A 17,499-nucleotide genomic window follows, 5' to 3' on the forward strand; every position below is an offset into this window, starting at 1 on the left:
GTTAAAGGTGGAGCGAACCGTCTTCAGCACAAAGGCTGACTGGAGGTTCCCAGTCAGCCTTTGTACCGCGATGCGTTACGAAGTTACTTCTTGTGGACGATGTGCTTGACCTTCTTCTCAACCTTCTTGAAGAGGCTCTCGTCAACCGGCGTAGCGCCGGCCGAGTCGTAGGTCGCTCCAGCAGGGATGAGGGTGGTGGTTGCGGTCTTGGAGTCGGTGGTTCCCGTGTAGAGAGTTACACGCGATCCGTCGATGCCCTTCTCGGTGACAAGGTAGGCCTTCGCGTTGATGGCACGCTCAGCAGCACTCTTGTCGAGCTTCTTCGACTTCATCTCCTTGGCGTCTTCGTTACCAACGATCGCAACCTTCGCGTCGGTGGAACGCTGCAGGCTGAGAGCGATGGTATCCAAGCAGGCCTTGGCTTCGTTGTCGACACGGACCGGGCGGGCCTTGTCACGTTCGAAGCTGATCGAGCAGAGAGCTGAGGTGGTGGGAGCCGGCGGCGGCGCAGGAGCGGAGACCGACACCGAGGTGGTTGCCGATGCAGTCTGTCCCTTGTCGTCTACGACGTTGCAGGTGACGGTGATGGTCCCAGGAGCCGCGCCGGAGGTCGACAGGGTTGCCGTAGAGCTGCTGCCGCTGATCGAACCAGCCGTGGAGCTGTAGCTGTAGGTCAGGGGGCGGTTCTGCGGGCTCATGCCACTGGCGGTGATGGTCGAGGAGTCGCCGGGTGCGAGGGTGGTCGGGCTAGCCGAGCAGGAGATGGTCGGCGGCTCGAATGCCTTCACGGTGAAGCTGGCGGTGCAATCCGCGAACTCGCCGGGCTTCTTGCCTTCGGATACGTGACCCTTGACGTTGTAGGTTCCGGGCGCGAGCGACTTGGTGTCGATGTTACCTGTGCTCGAAGTGCCGGAGACCGTCACACCGGAGTCACCCGACCAGCTGTACTCGGCCGTCTTCTTCGGGGCGATGTTGGTGGCCGTTCCAGTGACCGTCACCGGGTCGCCGGGGAATACCGTTGCAGGCGAGACCGCGCAGGCGTAGGTGACGGGCGGAGGAGGAATCACGTGACCGAAGTGAGCCACAATACCGGTGTTCAGGTCAACCGCGTTGATGTTCGCACGGCCACCGCCAACACCCGGGGTAGGAGCTGCGTTGTAAGGACCGAAGTCTGCGTGAACGTAGCGGTAGTCAGCCTCAAAGAGACGCAGCGAGAAGCGGTTGTTGAAGTACGGAATGTCGTAGTCCATACCACCGCCAGCCGTCAGGCCAACGCCCCACTGGTAGGGGTTGTGCGAGAAGCCAGCCGCTGAATCGTCGTTCGGTCCGAGCAGGTCTGCGCCGCCGGCGAGGCCGTGAGCGAAGACGGTAAAGTTCTGCAAGGGAGCGCGGAAGATCGGACCGGCCGAGATGGTGTAGAGGCTGTCGTTGTTGCCGTCCGGATGGGCTACGAAGACCACTTCGCCGCCGACATACTTGTTGAAGTAGTAGGCAACGCTGCCGATGGCACCGTAGTTATCGGAGCTGTACTGCACTCCCGAGGGATTGAGCGGGCTGTGCGTGCCGAAGTACGAATACCCCGCGAACACATCCACACGCGAGGGATTGGGCCCCATCGGGGCTGCAGTCTGTGCATTGAGGCTTACAGCCCCGATGCTGACTGCGCAGGCAGCCAGTGCGAACCGACCGATATTACGAAACGAGCGATGAACCATTCGACTATCCTCCGCGGAATTCTTACCAGATTGCAGGCTCTGCTTATTGAAGCCTGTGCAATGTCATTGAAAATAAAGTGTACCGCAGGGAACCATCCTTTCGGATGGAATCTGCCGCAAGTTAACCATCTGTACTCTAACAACGATTCTCCGGACTACACCTCCAGAAAAATCGCCTCGTGCCTTTGCAGTAATCGCGTTACGCCTGGGAGCCAGAATTTGTTTCAGTAAAGCAAGCTTGCAATCCAGCAGCATTCCCTGCCATGAGCGCCCCAGCAACTCAGGCAAGATTCAAAGTCTTCTTCACGGTGCCCTTCTCGTGCTGTATCTTCTCCTGCAATAGAGTGATGGCGTAGAGCAGCTGTTCGGGCCGCGGCGGGCACCCTGGAACGTAAATATCGACCGGTATTACCTGGTTGACGCCCTGTAGCAGAGCGTAATTATTGAAGACACCACCCGATGTAGCGCAGGCGCCCATCGAGATCACCCACTTGGGCTCGGGCATCTGCTCATAAAGGCGGCGGATGACCGGTGCCATCTTCTGCGAGACGCGGCCAGCAATGATCATCAGGTCGCTTTGCCGGGGCGAAGGACGGAAGACTTCCGCGCCGAACCTCGCGATGTCGTAACGCGAGCCGCCCATGGACATCATCTCAATGGCGCAGCAGGCGAGTCCGAAGGTCATAGGCCAAATAGAGTTCTTGCGAACCCAGTTGATGGCCGCGTCCATTGACGCCAGGACGATGCCCTCGGGTTGGTCGTATCCCCAGCTCACCTCCTGCAGCTTCTGCTGGTTCTTGCCGAAACTGTCCAACGTGCCGAAAAGGTACCGGTCGTTCTTCTGAGAGGCTGCGGTAGACGGGCCGCCGGACGCGATCTGATCTGCTGGGTTGCTCATGCTTTTGAGTATAAAACCAGTGTCACCACAACGTTAGTTGAATCTTGGACTAATCGTATGGATGTCGTGAATGGTTGGAAAGTTGGCCCAAGGAAAATCTTTCCGTTGGGCCGCATTAACGGCTATCTGGAAGTCGTTCGCGCGGCGAGGGCATCCGCGTCACCACGCAGAGGCTACCGTCCACGATCTTCGATAGCACCGAAAAGGGCCTGGCGAAGCTGGTCCTGTTCCGTGGGCCCCAGTTTCGCCTGGTTCCGCGTGATGTAAAAGACGTCGATCGCGGTCTCTCCCTCGGTATCGACCAGCGCGACGTCGACATTACATTCGTGTGCCGCCAAGGTGAGGCTTAGAGCGCGCAAGAGACCGGGCGTGTCCTGTGCCACGACCTGGAGCAGCGTGCTGTGCGAAGAGGCATGGTCGTCGAAGTCAATTCGCGGGGCGACGACCATCATGGGCGGCTTGCGCTTGCCCCGGCGGCGACCGTGGAGCAGCGTCTCTACCGGCACCGCACCGGTCACGACGTCGTGAACACTCTGGACGAACCGTTCGCGCTCCGAGACGTTCATCTCAAGCGTGCGGAAGGCGTCGGTGAAGCGGAAGCTGTCGACGACAACGCCCTGCCTGTTTGAGAAGGCATCTGCGGTGATGATGTTCATGCCCCATGCGGCCAAAGCCCCGGCCATATTGGCGAAGAGCAGCGGCCGGTCGGGGGTGACCAGCGTGATCTCGTTGACGCTGGGCGAATAAGTGAAATCGAGCTGAACGGGATCCTCAGCGAAGCGGGCGGAGAGTTCAAAGTGGGCGCGGACCTGCTCCGGCGTTCTGGTGCTGAGATAGCGGGCGGGCAGACCCTCCAGAAACTGTTCCACCTCGTGTCTGCGTTTGGGGATCATCGCGGTGACGCGAAGGATCTGTTCCCGTTCGCGGCCGGTGCCTACCCGCTCTTCATCGAGATTGCGCTCGAGATAGTTGGAGGTGGCCAGGTAAAGCCGCCACAGATTTTCTGCCTTCCACGGCGTGAGGGCATCGGGATGGACCGCCTGGATGTCGGCGTAAGTGAAGAGAGTGAGCATGCGCAGCGCCTCGGGGGTCTGCACTTTGGCTGCAAATCCACGGACGGTGTCGGTGTCGAAGATGTCGCGGCGCAGGGCGGCAGACATCTCCAGATGTCCGCCGATCAGCCTCAGGACGAGGTTGCTCTCGTACCCATCGAGTTCGAGGCGAGAGAGGACGTTCTGCGCCATGCGGACGCTCTCCTGGGCGTGGTCGCCGTTACTGCGCCCCTTTCCCGTGTCGTGCAGCAAGGCCACGAGATAAAGCAGGCCGGGCTGCTGCAGGTCGCGAAGAAGCTGGCCGAAGCGGCTGGACCACTCCGACATCGGGTGATGGGCCGCGGAGGTGGGAGGAGACGGTTGCGTAGGAGCAGGCTGCGTCTCCAGTTCATGGAGCGAGTCAATGAGGACAAAGGTGTGCTCGTCGACGGTATAGCGGTGGTAGGCATCCCGGATCACGAGAGCATCGATGCCGTGGAACTCCGGAATGAGGAGTTCGAGAATGCCCAGAGCGTGCATGGAGCGCAGCGCGCCTCCAGCAAAGTGGCCGGTGAGGATGGTCTCCATGTGCCGCCACAGCGCGGGGCCCTCTTCGAGGTCGGCCGAGAGTAGAGGAAGCGCAAGCGAAAGCCGCTGCTCAGCTTCGATGCCAAGCCGGAAGCCAGACTCCGCCATGGCACCGAACATGCGAAGAACCGTGTCGGGATCGTTTGCGGGATCCGATCGGCCGGGCGTGGAATTGGCATCGGAGGCAGGTTCGTCGGCTTCAAAGATCAAAGAACCGCGCACCACGCGGAAACCCTCGCGGCCAGTCTTTTTGCGCTTGCCCGAGGAGACCTTGTTCTTCATCTCGACCAGCTTCAGGAGTCGGGAAGGTGGCTTCGGCGAAGGTGCCGCGTCGAGCATCTGGACTGTATTGCGTTCCACGACGCGAGCATTGCGGAAGTAGAGCCTCATCCAGTAAGCGGCGTCGGGGCTGGGCAGGCCTCTGCGATTCAGTCCGACCGCCGCAGCTGCCGCGGCATCCTGCGCCTGCCAGTCCAGGGTATTGTCGTCCCGTTCATGCCTCAAGTGAAGGAAGCAGCGCAGTAACTGAAGAAAAGCCACCGCCTCTTGAAACTCCTGACCATTGGTACCCGCTTCGAAGATCGACTCGGAGCTTGCGGCGATGCCGATGCCACCCTCCCGTGAACCCGAGAGCAGCCGGGCGATCCAGCCGCAAACATGTACGTCGCGCAGGCCGCCAGGACACTCCTTTACGTTGGGCTCGAGATGAAACAGCGTGTCGCCATACTTCGCGTGGCGCGCCAGAGTGAGTTCGACAAGACGTCGCAAAATCGCATCGCGGTCGCGGTCGAACATCTTCGCCAGGGCCTGGCTATGTAGCCTTTCGTGAAGTGCGGCATCGCCGCCGAGAGGACGTTGATCGAGCAGGGCAAGTGCAAACTCCGTATTCTCCGGGTCAAAACGCTCACACTCCGTAAGCTTCCGGGTCTGCGGCGACAACCTTAGTCCACAGTCCCAGAGAGACTGGCTCATGCGCCGGATAGCGGGCTTTACTGAAGCTTCGAAGACTTTGGCGGGGAGCTTCGGCTCGACAAGAAACATGAGATCTACGTCGGAGTAGGGAAAGAGCTCGCGGCGACCATATCCACCGATACCTACAAGCGCGATGTTGCAGACAAGCTGCGGCTCGGCGGCGCATGCCTCCGTCCAGAGCGAAGCGACCAGCGCATCGACTGCATCCGACCGCGCGCGGACGGTCGCAGCGCCCGAGGCTCCTGCCTCGAAGGCAGACGCAATCTCCAGCATCCTTCGCTGGTATGCTGCGCGCCTGTCGCCATCCTCTGAAACAGTACGGTCATTGGCCATAGGAGTCGTGGATGCCGGCTCGATCTCTTCGTTAAACGTTCACTTCTCGCCAGCGCCGAGCCGGATCCCGGGCGAGTAGGACGGTTGCAGATACACTACACCGGAGATCCGGTACCGCGAGTGTCTTTTGTGAATGCCTTCGCCTACAGCGCGATATCGCCGCGCTCATCGTTACGGATGCGGATGGCCTCGTCGATCTTCGAGACGAAGATCTTGCCGTCGCCGATCGTGCCGGTGCGCGCGGCCGTGATAATGGCCTGAATCGCGAGCTCAGCACGTTCGTCGCTGGTGACCAGCTCGAGCTTGACCTTCGGCAGCAGGTCGACCGAGTACTCGCGGCCGCGATAGAACTCGGTGTGGCCCTTTTGGCGACCGTGACCGCGGGCCTCGAAGATCGTCATCCCTTCGATCCCCATCTCTACCAGGGCGTCTTTCACAGCGTCCAGCTTCGATGGCTGGATGATTGCCTCAATCTTTGTCATTTGCTCTCCATCCTTAAAGTAGACGAAACATACGCCACGCGCCGAGCGCAGACAAGGTTTAACTCTGCTTCAGGGTAAATCTGGCCGGGACAACACTACTCTACGACAAACCGGCGGGTGAAGGTTAGCGAGGCGCTGTCGTCGTCGCTACCGGATTTACAGGAGCATCATTCGCCGAGGCGTATCCGCGCTCTCGCATCCACTTGATCAACAGCTCCGGCCAGACGCTGAGTTGCGGATTGCCTTCTGCCAGTCCTGAGCCGTGGTTTCCATGCTGAAACAGGTGCATCTCGGCTGGCACGCCCGCTTTCACCAGCGCGGTGTAGAAGGCAACGCTGTTCATGACGGGCACAATTCCATCGTCGGTGGTGGCGAAGAGGAAGGTCGGCGGCGTGTCTTTGTTGACCTGGGTCTCATCGGACAGGTTGGCGAGCAACGTCTGCGGGGCGTCATCGCCCAGCAAAAATTTGCGCGAGACGCCATGAGTATTGGGGATGAGCATCGTGATAACGGGATACGCGAGGATTAGAAAGTCGGGGCGGCAGGATGTCTTCTCGATCGCGTCCTGCGACTGCGGATTTCCTGCGTCGTAATGCGTTCCCGCCGTCGCGGCAAGATGTCCTCCGGCAGAGAACCCCCACATGCCGATGTGATCAGGCGTGATGCTGTAGTCCGCAGCGTTTTTTCGCACCAAGCGCAACGCCCGCTGGGCGTCGTTGAGCTCGATCGGATGGTGATAGACCGGACCAAGCCGGTACTTTAAGACGAACGCCGCAACACCGCGGGCGTTCAGCCAGTGCGCGACGTCCTCTCCTTCATGGTGCATGGAGAGGTAGGAATAGCCACCGCCAGGTGCGATGAGAACACCGGTCTTCGTCGTGTTGTGGGCGGGAAGATAGATAGTCAAAGTGGGGACATCGGCGGGCGTCTTGCCAACTGCCTTGGGAGCTCCCTGGGGCCATAACAAGACGGTCTTGCCCGTCAGCCCGGCATCGACTTTCGCCTGCACCGGCGTAGGTTTGGAGGCGGCGGGAACAGGTGGCTTCTCCGCAGCCTGGCCGGCAGCAAAGGTACTGCCGAGAGCGAGGTGGAACAGCATCGCAGATGTCGCCCGACTAAAAATCCGCCATGAGAGATGGCGATGGCAACCCGAGTTCAAACCCTTCATACCACCAATTCTATGTAAAACTTCAATCTGCGGGTGCGAGCATCTTGAGTCGCTGCCTGTGTTCGCAGGACGGAGATGGGAATGAAGTCGGTAGTACAGAGACAGATTGCGCAGTCTATCGCGACGCTCGAAGCGGTGCTGGCAGATGAACGGATCGCCGAGACGCTGGTACAACTAAGCGAGATGACCGCTGCGGCGATGAAGGCGGGCGGCAAGCTGCTGGTCGCTGGCAATGGAGGCTCAGCAGCCGATGCGCAGCACCTCGTTGCGGAGTTCGTGGGGCGATTGACCATCTCAAGGCCGGCTTTGCGGGCCATCGCGTTGACTGTGGATACGTCGATTCTGACCGCGGTCGGTAATGACTTTTCTTTCGACTACGTCTTCGAGCGGCAGGTAGAGGCTCTGGGCACACCCGGTGACATCTTCCTGGGGATCTCCACCTCCGGCAACTCGAAGAACATCGTAAAGGCCGTGAAGCTCGCGAACCAGATGGGGCTGACGACCGTCGGCTTCAGCGGCAACGGCGGTGGGGTCATGGCGGAGGTTTGTCAACTGAACATCGTCATTCCGTCCTCGACCACCATGAACATCCAGGAGTCTCATCTCGTGTTGGAGCACATCTATTGCATGCTGGTCGAACTCTGCTACTTCGGTCCGGAGTTCGGCAGCCGGCCTCAAGCGCTCGCCGAGTAACACTTCCGCCGAGCTTTCGCCGCCCGGGGAAGGTCACGTATCCTGAGTCGAGATGCCCGAGAGCCAACTTCACTTCGTAGAACTTGTTCTCGTCACCCTGGTCGCGTTCGTTGCGATTCTCGCCGCGCTGGCGCAGAGGCTGAAAGTCCCTTACCCGATCCTGATGGTGCTGGGCGGGCTTGTCCTCAGCTTCGTTCCCATCTTTCCGAACATCTCGCTCCGACCAGACTTCGTCTTCCTGGTCATCCTTCCGCCGCTGCTCTTCGCGGCAGCGCTACAGACGTCGTGGCGCGAGTTCAAGTACAACCTGGTAAGCATCTCGATGCTTGCCTTCGGGCTTGTTGCTTTCACCGTCGCTGGAGTCGCGGTGGCGGCCCACCTTTTCTTTCCGGGGTTCGACTGGCGGACAGGAGCCGTTCTCGGTGCTGTGGTGTGCACTACCGACGCCATCGCTGTGGGTGCCATCGCCAAGCGTATCGGCATGCCCCAATATCTCCTGGATATCGTCGAGGGCGAGAGCCTGCTGAACGATGCTACGGGTCTGCTCGCGCTGGAGTTCAGCGTTGCGCTTGTCGTGTCAGGGACGATTCCGTCGATCGGGCATGGTGTGCTTCAGCTTCTCTGGATGGTGCTGGGCGGCTGCGTGGCGGGGCTCTTCGTGGGATGGGTCGTGCGCACGATGCAGCGGCCCCTTCAGGGCTCTGCTCTGCAGACGATGATCTCGCTCGCAACTCCTTATTGCGCCTACCTGCTTGGCGAGGGCATCCATGCCTCGGGCGTTCTCGCGACTGTAGCTTGCGGGCTCTATCTCGGACGTCAGGCCTCGACGACTTATACCTCTGAGGCGCGACTCGACTCGCACGCCGTCTGGAATACGATCGACTTCATCCTGAACGGCCTTGTCTTCATTCTGATCGGCTTGCAGCTTCCAGCCGTTCTGCCGGGGATGCGGCCACTCGACTGGCCCCGCTTGCTGACGGCGGCGCTCTCGCTTTCGCTGCTGCTGATCGGCCTCCGGATGATGTGGATGCTGCCCGGCTCACGCTTTTCAGCGCTGATCCGACGGCGTGTGTTGGGTCAGAACATGGTCCCGCTGAGCGCCCGCCAGGCGATCGTAGTGGGTTGGAGCGGGCTGCGTGGAGTGTTGACCCTGGCCGCCGCCCTTTCGTTGCCGGAGACGACGGCAACGGGCGCGCCCTTCCCTCACCGGGACATGATCCTCTTCCTTGCCTTCTCCGTCATCCTGGTGACGCTGGTTGGTCAGGGCCTTACGCTGCCTTGGATCACACGCCGGCTAGGCGTCTGTGCCGCCACCAACACCGGGGCCGAGGAGCGGGATGCGCGACGCGCCATGACGCTTGCCGCACTTGCGGAAGTCGAAGCGCTGCGCGCCGCCAAACCCGAGCCGTCCTTCCAGAGAGCGCTTGAGCTGCTAGACCAGTCCTATAAGCGCCGCCTCGAGCTGATTCAACGCGAGGACGACCAGACGAAGGAGTCTACGCCTTCAAGGTCAGAGATGGAGACCTTCTCCGGGATCGCAACGCAGGTCCGGGAGGCCGAACGAAAGGAGCTATCGAGGCTGGAGGCCTCAGCGGAGATCGGCGATATGACCCTTCGCAAGCTGGAGCGGGAGCTGGATCTCATGGATGTCCGATCGCTGCATGGCTGAATCACTGCGCCGACTCGACGCGATGGACTCAACTTCCTAAGGCCTTCACGCATCCATCTATAAGACATCTACTTGAGGAGCGGTATGCCTTACACACTCTTGCCCGGCAAACCTTACCCGCTTGGGGCAAATGTGACTGCGAAGGGAACAAACTTCGCAATCTACTCCGAGCATGCCACATCGGTGCAACTGTGCCTGTTTGACGAGAACGGCAACCAGACCGAGTGTATCAACCTGCGCGAGCGTACGGCCTTTGTCTGGCACGGGCTCGTCCGCGGCATTACAGCGGGTCAGATGTACGGCTATCGCATCGATGGGCCATGGGAGCCTGAGCAGGGATATCGGTTCAACCCTTCGAAGCTGCTCGTCGACCCGTATGCGAAGGCCATCTCCGGACAGGTCGACTGGAAGGCGCCGATCTTCGCGCACCGGGTGGAAGACAATAACGACCTTGTCCGCTGCGACCGCGACGACGCCTATGGCATCCCCAAGTCGGTCGTCATCGACTCCGCGTTCAACTGGGGCAAAGACTGTGCGCCGCAAACTCCTCTCTCAGAGTCTGTCATCTACGAGATGCACGTAAAGGGTTTTTCCATCCGAAATCCCGAGGTGCCGAAGAGGCTGCGCGGAACGTACGCTGGCGTCAGTCATCCAGCCAGCATCAAGTATCTGAAGAAGCTCGGCGTCACGGCTGTAGAGTTGCTACCCATCCATCACTTCATCGATGATGGACGGCTGCTGGATCAGGGTCTGAGCAACTATTGGGGCTACAACACGCTCGGCTTCTTCGCGCCAATGCCGCGCTACTGTGCCTGCGGTGACACCGGGGGCCAGGTCGACGAGTTCAAGCAGATGGTGAAGAACCTGCACGCCGCGGGTATCGAGGTGATTCTGGACGTGGTGTACAACCATACCTGCGAAGGCAACCGGTTCGGCCCGATGCTCTCGTTCAAGGGAGTCTGCAATACGACTTACTACCGGGCCGTACAGGAACAACCGCGCTATTACATGGACTACACCGGCACGGGCAACACGCTGAACGTAAGGAATCCTCAGGTGTTGAAGCTGATCATGGACTCCCTGCGCTACTGGGTCACGGAGATGCACGTCGACGGCTTCCGCTTCGATCTTGCCTCGACGCTGGCCCGCGAGTTGCACGCAGTGAGCAAGCTTTCGAGTTTCTTCGATACGATCCACCAGGACCCGACACTCGCCGATGTGAAGCTGATCGCGGAGCCGTGGGACGTGGGCGAAGGCGGCTACCAGGTCGGCAACTTTCCTGTCCTTTGGGCGGAGTGGAACGGCAAGTATCGCGACACGGTGCGCCGGTTCTGGAAGGGCGATGCGGGCCAGCTATCGGATCTCGCGTTTCGCCTGACGGGATCGAGTGACCTCTATCAGTTCGATGGCCGCAAACCATACGCCAGCATCAACTTCGTCACAGCGCACGATGGATTTACGCTCTGCGATCTGGTGAGCTACAACGAGAAGCACAACGAAGCCAACGGCGAGAACAACCAGGATGGAGCGAACGACAACGATAGCTGGAACATGGGCGCGGAGGGCGTCACCGACGATCCCGCGATCAACATCCTGCGCGAACGGCAGATGCGCAACATGCTTACCACACTTCTCCTGAGCCAGGGAGTCCCGATGATCTCCGGCGGCGATGAGGTAGGGCGCTCGCAGCGCGGCAACAACAACGCGTACTGCCAGGACAACGAAGTCTCCTGGTACGACTGGAAGCTGGATGAACCGCGCAAGCGCCTGCTTGCCTTCACAACGAAGCTGATCCAATTGCGCCGCGATCATCCCAACCTGCATCGGCGCAAGTTCTTTCAGGACCGCGAGATTCGCAACACCGAAGGCACCAGCGCTGTGCATGATCTCGTATGGCTTGGCACCGATGGCAACTTCCTCTCCAACAAGGCATGGAACACAGAGTGGAACCGGTCACTGGCCTTCCTGTTGAATGGCAATACCCTGCAGGTCACCGACGATGATGGTGTCCCGGTAGTCGACGATAGCTTTCTCATCATGGTGAACGCTGCCCACGAAGGCGTAGAGTTCACTCTTCCAGCAACGCCCTTCGGAGGGCATTGGCACTGTCTCATCTCGACCGAAAACATCGAAGACCCATTTGCGACGACTGAGGTGGGCGAGAAGGTAATCCTCGGAGGCCGGTCGATGACGGTGCTCTGCGCGCCTCGCAGCAACACGCAGATCTTCTAGCGGGACAGGTTAGTCGAACTCGCCTTCGGGCTCGGGAAGAACGTCGTTCGGGCCCGCGATCCATACATAGAGCGTGGGCAACAGGAACAGGCTGATGATGAGGTCGGAGATGAGACCGCCGACGATCACCACAGCGAAGGGTCGCTGGGAGTCTGAACCGATACCATGCGAGGTCGCTGCCGGAAGCAGGCCGAGAGTGGCGACCAGCATGGTCATCATGATGGGACGCAGGCGAAGCACTGCGCCATCGACAGCGGAGTCTTCGATGGAGTGGCCGCGCACGCGCATCTGGTTAATGTACTCAAGCATGATGACACCGGTTTGCACGGACACGCCGAAGAGTGCAAGGAAGCCGACACCAGACGAAACACTGAAGTTGGTGTGCGTAACCAGGAGGGCAAGGGTGCCACCGATAGGGGCAATAACTACGTTTGCCATGATCAGCATCGACCACTTCAGCGAACCGAACATCATGTACAGGATGAAGAAGATCAGTCCGATGGTAATGGGGACGACGATGGCAAGGCGCTTGGCGGAGCGCTTCTGGCTAGCGTACTCTCCGGCCCAGTCGAGCGAGTAGCCGGGAGGCAGTTTGACCTCTTTAGTGACCTTGTCGATGGCCTCTTCGACCGCACCGCCAAGATCGCGGCCACGGACGCTGTACTTGATGGCAACGTAGCGCGAGTTGCTTTCGCGATAGATCTCGGAGGCCCCGTCGGCGAGAACAGGCTTGGTGAGCTGCGCCAGCGAGACGCGCTCGCCGCTGGGAGAGACCAGCCTTACATTTTCGATAGCCTCCGCGCTGTCACGATACTTCTGGGCGTAACGGGGCACGACGTCGTAGCGTGCCTCGCCGTCGAGGACCTGAGTGACGGCGTTACCGCCGACGGCGGTCTGGATCGCATCCTGCACGTCGGAGACGTTGATGCCGAAGCGAGCGGCCGCTGCGCGGTCCACGGTGAAGTTCAGGTTCGGCTGGCCGATGACTCGGAAGAGACCAAGGTCTTGAATGCCCTTGATCTTGCTCATCACGCCGACGATCTCGTCGCCCTTCTTTTCGAGCGTCTTCAGGTCGTCGCCATAGACCTTGACGGCGAGTTCGCCCTTGACGCCGCTGACCGCCTCTTCCATGTTGTCGGAGATGGGCTGCGAGAAGTTCCAGATGATGCCGGGCATCTTCTCGAGTTCTCGGTCCATCGCGGAGATCAGCTCTTCCTTGTTCTCGTGAAAGACCGGGCGCCAATCTTTCTTCTGCTTCAGGTCGACGAAGTATTCGGTGTCGAAGAAGCCGGTGGTATCCGTGCCGTCGTCCGGACGGCCGACCTGGCTGACAACGTCCTTCGCCTCGGGAAAGTTTGCCAGGACCTGCCGCGCCTGGGTCATCACTCGAATACCCTCGGTCGGGCCAGTGCTGGGGGCGAGAGTGCCGCGAACCCAGACTGCGCCTTCGTCGAGGTGCGGCAGAAACTCGGAACCGATGACGCCGCCTTCGGCGAGAAAGAGCGCGAGGCAGAGGCCTGCGAGCGTGGCTCCAACGACGATCCAGCGTGACTCGACCGCCCAGAGAGCCGCGCTGCGATAGTGCTTGGTCAGAAACTCCATGACCGGGTTGTGCCACTCCTTCGCTCCGTTCTTGAAAAGGAAAGTGGAGAGCACGGGGGCGAGAAACATGGAGAAGATGAGAGCGCCGAGCAGAGCGAAGGCGACCGTCCAGGCCATGGGGCGGAAGAGGCGGCCTTCCACCTGCTGCAGGGTGAAGATGGGAAGGTAGGCAGTGATGATGATGCCGATGGCGTAGAAGACGGGTCGCTGGACCTCATGCGCGGCCTCGCGCACGACGTCCATGGTGGAGCGCGGTTCGTCATGCTTGCGGTTCATGTGGCGGACGATGTTTTCGACCATTACGACCGCGCCATCGACGACCATACCGAAGTCCAGCGCACCAAGCGAGAGCAGGTTTGCGGGAATGTGATTCAGGTTGAGACAGATCGATGCGAAGAGCAGCGAGAACGGAATGGTGAGCGCGACGATAAGCGCGCCGCGAGCGTTGCCAAGGAAGAGAAAGAGGATGATCATCACGAGGATGATTCCCTCTGTCAGGTTGTGCAGCACGGTGTGGGTCGTGAGATGGACGAGATCATCTCGGTCGAGGAACGGGACGACCTTCACGCCGGGCGGCAATAACCCCTGCTTCGCGGCGACAGCGGGTTCTGACGAATGAAAGAAAGGAAACTCCCCGTCGAAGTGGGCGGGAACCGCGGGCTTCGCGTCGATGCCGTTCAACTCGGTCACCTTAGCGTGGATGTTATCCAGTACCTCGTCGGAATTGGCCCCCTTCTGTAGGAGCACAATGCCTTCGACCACATCGGGGTCGTCCACCACGACGCCATCGTTGCGGCGAATCGCTTTGCCGATCTGGCCTAGGCGGATCTTGGCTCCCTGCTCTACGGTAGCGATGTCGCGGATACGAAGCGCGGTGCCGCTCTGCGTCTTGATGACGGTGTTGGCGATGTCGTTGACGTTGGTGAACAGGCCCACCGCCTGGACGTTGATGGCCTGTTCGCCCTCTTCAATGAAGCTACCGCCAGCGTTGACGTTGTTGTTCGTCAACTGCTGCTCGACCTGACCGATAGTGAGGCCGTAGGAGATGAGCTTGTCGGGATCGATGCGAACCTGGTACTCGCGCGTGATGCCGCCAAAGCTGGAGACATCGACGACGCCCGGGACCGACTTGAACTGCTTCTCGAGCGTCCAGTCTTCGAGCGACTTCAACGCCATGTTGTCGTAGCTAGGGTTCTTACTGGTCAGGGTGTACCAGTAGATCTGTCCGACGGGGCTCCAGTCGGTTCCAATCTGGGGAGTCAGGCCCGTTGGTAGAGTGACCTGTGAGATGCGCTCCAGAACCTTCTCGCGGTTCCAGTCGTTGGTGGACTCATCGTCGAAGATCAGCATCACGCTCGAGAGGCCTGCGAGCGTGGTGGAACGGAGATGCGTCAGATGCGGGATGCCGTTCATCTGGATCTCGACCGGAACAGTGATCTGCTTTTCTACGTCTTCCGCCGAGCGACCGGGCCACTGCGTGATGATCTGGACGTAGTTGTTCGCGACGTCGGGATACGCCTCAACGGGAAGCGCGCGGAACGAGATGATGCCCCAGACGAAGAGAAGAATCGCCAAGATGAGGACAAGAAATCGGTTCTTGAGCGCGAAATCTACGAGCGATCCCATTATTGCGTCACCGTGCTCTGAAGTTCGAGGGCGTTGGTTGCGACCATCTTGCCTGCCGGCAGGCCTTGAACGACCTGGAGGTTACCTGGGAGAATCGCTCCAGCAGTCACCTTGGTCAGGGCGAACTGGGCCTGGCCGGTCGCAACGTAGACGAAGTCTTGATCGTGCAGGTGCGCGATGGCCGAGGCCGGAACAACGACATGGGGCTCCTGCTTCTGCGCCTGGAACGATGCGGTCACGAACATCCCGATCTTCATGAAGCCGGGGTTCTTGACCTGCACGCGGACCTTGGCGGTGCGGATGTTCGGATCGAGGATCGGGTCGATCTCACTAATGCGGCCGGTGACGACCTTGTCCGTGTAAGCGTTGAAGTGAATCGTGGCTTCCTGTCCGACGGCGAGGTTGGGGAGCTGATTCTCATAGACATCGCAAACGATCCATACGTCGTCAATGTTCGCGATGGTGAAGAGATTGGGGGCGTTGTCGAGTGTCTTGACGCCGGCGGACTGGACGATGTTTTGCTCGATGATGACACCGGTCGCGGGCGCGAAGACGTCAACGGCGCCAGTCGGCTGCTTGAGGTCCTTGGCTCCAAGAAGCCTAAGGTGCTCCGCCGAGGTCTCGACGTCGACGACTGCCTTGTCCTCGGTGTCCTGGGCGATTTCGAGGGCGCTCTGCGAGATCGCCCCCTTGCTGTAGAGGAGCTTGGAGCGATCGAACTGCACCTTGGCGAGCGCCTCATCGGCGACGGCCTTGCGGTAGTCCGAGTACGCCCCTTCGATATCGCTGCTCTGCACCGTGAATAGCTTCTGTCCCTTGTGGACGAAGTCGCCGATGTGAGCGTAGATTGCGACAACGCGGCCTGAGGCGAGCGAGATGACCGGGATGACATGGGTCACATCGGGCTGCACCTGCCCGGTAACGCTCATCGACGAAGCCATCATCTGTGTTGCCGCCGTGGCCAGCGGAAACTGCTCAGGATGGTCGACGTGGACAGTGTTAATGTCCTGCGCCTGCTCGACCTTCAGCGGCCCGGGTGCCTCATCCTTTATGTCGGCTTTTTTCTCGCAGCCGGCCGCTGAAAGAAGCATCAGGACCACGCCCGCGCTTGCGGCAGCCGAAGCAAACTTGTTTCTCATCACGGAAGCACCTCTTGTCCTACGGCTTCATTCATCTGTGCAGCGGCGGTGAGGTACGCTCCCAACAGGTTCACATATCCCAACTGGATGTTGCGATAGTCGGCCTGCGCCTGCAGGAAGTCCAGCAGAGACGCCCCGCCATGCTGGTAAGAGAACGAGATGGTATCGCGCACACTCAATGCCTGCTTCAAATACTTGTCTTTATAGGGGCGCAGCAGCTTCAATTGACTGTCGACCGTGGCATAAGCCGAGTCGACATCCGCGAAGACCTGCGCACGGGCGGCTTCAGCCTGCTGCTGCTGCAGGTCGATATCCAGCAGCGTGCGCTGCTTCTCGCCCTGATTGCGATCGAAGATTCGCAGCGGCACGTTGACGCTGAAGCCGATGTAACTGTTCAGCGGATTGGGTTGGTGCGCGGCATCGACGCCAAAAGTGGGATCGGTCGAGCCGTTCGCGATCGCGAGCCGGTGATCGATCTTCGCCTTCTCCACAGTCTGCAACGCGGCGAGCAGGTCCGGACGTTCCGAGATCGCCTGTTGGTGATATTGATCGAGCGGCTGCAGTGCGTCGGCAAACTCATAAGGGCCGGTCACATCGAACTGGTCGACCGGAGTGCGGTCGTTGATCAACTGGAGCAGTTGAATCTTGGCCGTGCGGACGTTGACGTCGGCGGTCTCGTTGTCCTGTTCGTATTGAACGCGGCCGAGCTCCAACCGGTCGAGATCCACCTGTGCGATATCGCCTGCGTGGAAGCGGTCCCGGCTGACATCGAGAACATGGTCGTAGTACGAAAGGTTTTCGCTCGTCAACGCGAGCACAGCCTTCGCCTGCAGCGTCTGCACAAAGGCCTGGCGCAGAGAGTACGTCAATGTCCGCTGAAGGTCGGTCTGGTTCGAGATGGCGATCTTCGTTCCCTGCTTGGCGCTGTCGGTGCGCAGTTCGCGCTTGTGGTCGCGCTCATGCAGGTAGTTGAAGGTGATGTTCGGATAGGCCTGCGAGAGCGGCTGGTAGGGATTGCTGTGAAAGAGGGTGAGTTGGTCGACCTGCGCGCCGAAGGTCGGGTTGGGCCGAAGGTGTGCGGTGATCTCCTGAGCTCGCGACTCATCGATGGCGATAGCGCCAGCGCGTAAAGTCGGGTTGGCGGCGCGGAAGCGATCCTGCACCTGCTGCCAGCTCAAGGCGAGAGGAGATGCAGGTGGCTGAAGCTGGGCTGGCGCTTGGGACGGCTGCTGCGCTGTCGCTACAGCGCCAACGAGCCAAAGGCAACCCGACACCGCGCCAATGCGGACGCTCGAACTAAACAATCTCTTTTCTCCGCAAGTACACGTATCGCCGTGAGTGTTGAATCTTC

The 17,499-nt window shown here is 60.1% G+C and carries 11 protein-coding genes; 3 read left to right on the top strand and 8 right to left on the bottom strand.

The window, feature by feature from the left end:
- Window positions 1-83: 83 nt before the first annotated feature.
- From OHL18_RS13080 to OHL18_RS13100, 5 genes are all read right to left on the bottom strand, one after another.
- Window positions 84-1,715 carry an OmpA family protein gene (locus OHL18_RS13080; RefSeq protein ID WP_263375291.1) on the bottom strand — a complete coding sequence of 544 codons (1,632 nt, stop codon included), beginning with the start codon at window positions 1,713-1,715 and terminating at the stop codon, window positions 84-86.
- Window positions 1,716-1,995: 280 nt separating this feature from the next.
- Entirely contained in the window at window positions 1,996-2,613 is a 618-nt protein-coding gene (locus OHL18_RS13085) for an NADH-quinone oxidoreductase subunit B (protein ID WP_263375292.1), read from the bottom strand.
- Window positions 2,614-2,786: 173 nt separating this feature from the next.
- Window positions 2,787-5,477, bottom strand: a complete 2,691-nt coding sequence (locus OHL18_RS13090; RefSeq protein WP_263375293.1) for a [protein-PII] uridylyltransferase family protein — start codon at window positions 5,475-5,477, stop codon at window positions 2,787-2,789.
- Between the two features lie 203 nt (window positions 5,478-5,680).
- Window positions 5,681-6,019 carry a P-II family nitrogen regulator gene (locus tag OHL18_RS13095; RefSeq protein ID WP_184219897.1) on the bottom strand — a complete coding sequence of 113 codons (339 nt, stop codon included), beginning with the start codon at window positions 6,017-6,019 and terminating at the stop codon, window positions 5,681-5,683.
- Between the two features lie 124 nt (window positions 6,020-6,143).
- The gene (locus OHL18_RS13100; protein ID WP_263375294.1) at window positions 6,144-7,118 is read right to left on the bottom strand and encodes an alpha/beta hydrolase; all 975 of its coding nucleotides are present in this window, start codon (window positions 7,116-7,118) and stop codon (window positions 6,144-6,146) included.
- Window positions 7,119-7,268: 150 nt separating this feature from the next.
- Here OHL18_RS13100 and OHL18_RS13105 point away from each other — a divergent pair, with 150 nt between their 5' ends.
- From OHL18_RS13105 to glgX, 3 genes are all read left to right on the top strand, one after another.
- Window positions 7,269-7,880, top strand: coding sequence for a D-sedoheptulose-7-phosphate isomerase (locus OHL18_RS13105; protein WP_263375295.1), 612 nt, complete (start codon window positions 7,269-7,271; stop codon window positions 7,878-7,880).
- Between the two features lie 52 nt (window positions 7,881-7,932).
- The gene (locus tag OHL18_RS13110) at window positions 7,933-9,549 is read left to right on the top strand and encodes a Na+/H+ antiporter (RefSeq protein ID WP_263375296.1); all 1,617 of its coding nucleotides are present in this window, start codon (window positions 7,933-7,935) and stop codon (window positions 9,547-9,549) included.
- A gap of 84 nt (window positions 9,550-9,633) precedes the next feature.
- On the top strand, window positions 9,634-11,781 hold the full coding sequence (gene glgX, locus OHL18_RS13115; protein ID WP_263375297.1) for a glycogen debranching protein GlgX: 2,148 nt from the start codon (window positions 9,634-9,636) through the stop codon (window positions 11,779-11,781).
- A 9-nt stretch (window positions 11,782-11,790) separates the two neighbouring features.
- Here the strand turns inward: glgX and OHL18_RS13120 are convergent, their stop codons facing one another.
- Genes OHL18_RS13120 through OHL18_RS13130 form a run of 3 tightly spaced genes read right to left on the bottom strand, consistent with a single transcriptional unit; the run spans window position 11,791 to window position 17,452 of the window.
- Window positions 11,791-15,012 carry an efflux RND transporter permease subunit gene (locus OHL18_RS13120; protein ID WP_263375758.1) on the bottom strand — a complete coding sequence of 1,074 codons (3,222 nt, stop codon included), beginning with the start codon at window positions 15,010-15,012 and terminating at the stop codon, window positions 11,791-11,793.
- Entirely contained in the window at window positions 15,009-16,148 is a 1,140-nt protein-coding gene (locus tag OHL18_RS13125) for an efflux RND transporter periplasmic adaptor subunit (protein ID WP_263375298.1), read from the bottom strand. The genes OHL18_RS13120 and OHL18_RS13125 overlap by 4 nt, the downstream gene beginning before the upstream one ends.
- Window positions 16,148-17,452: a TolC family protein gene (locus tag OHL18_RS13130; protein ID WP_263375299.1), complete on the bottom strand. Its 1,305-nt coding sequence runs from the start codon at window positions 17,450-17,452 to the stop codon at window positions 16,148-16,150. The genes OHL18_RS13125 and OHL18_RS13130 overlap by 1 nt, the downstream gene beginning before the upstream one ends.
- Between the last annotated feature and the right edge of the window lie 47 nt (window positions 17,453-17,499).

The sequence above is a fragment of the Granulicella aggregans genome, assembly GCF_025685565.1.
Lineage (GTDB): Bacteria > Acidobacteriota > Terriglobia > Terriglobales > Acidobacteriaceae > Edaphobacter > Edaphobacter aggregans_B.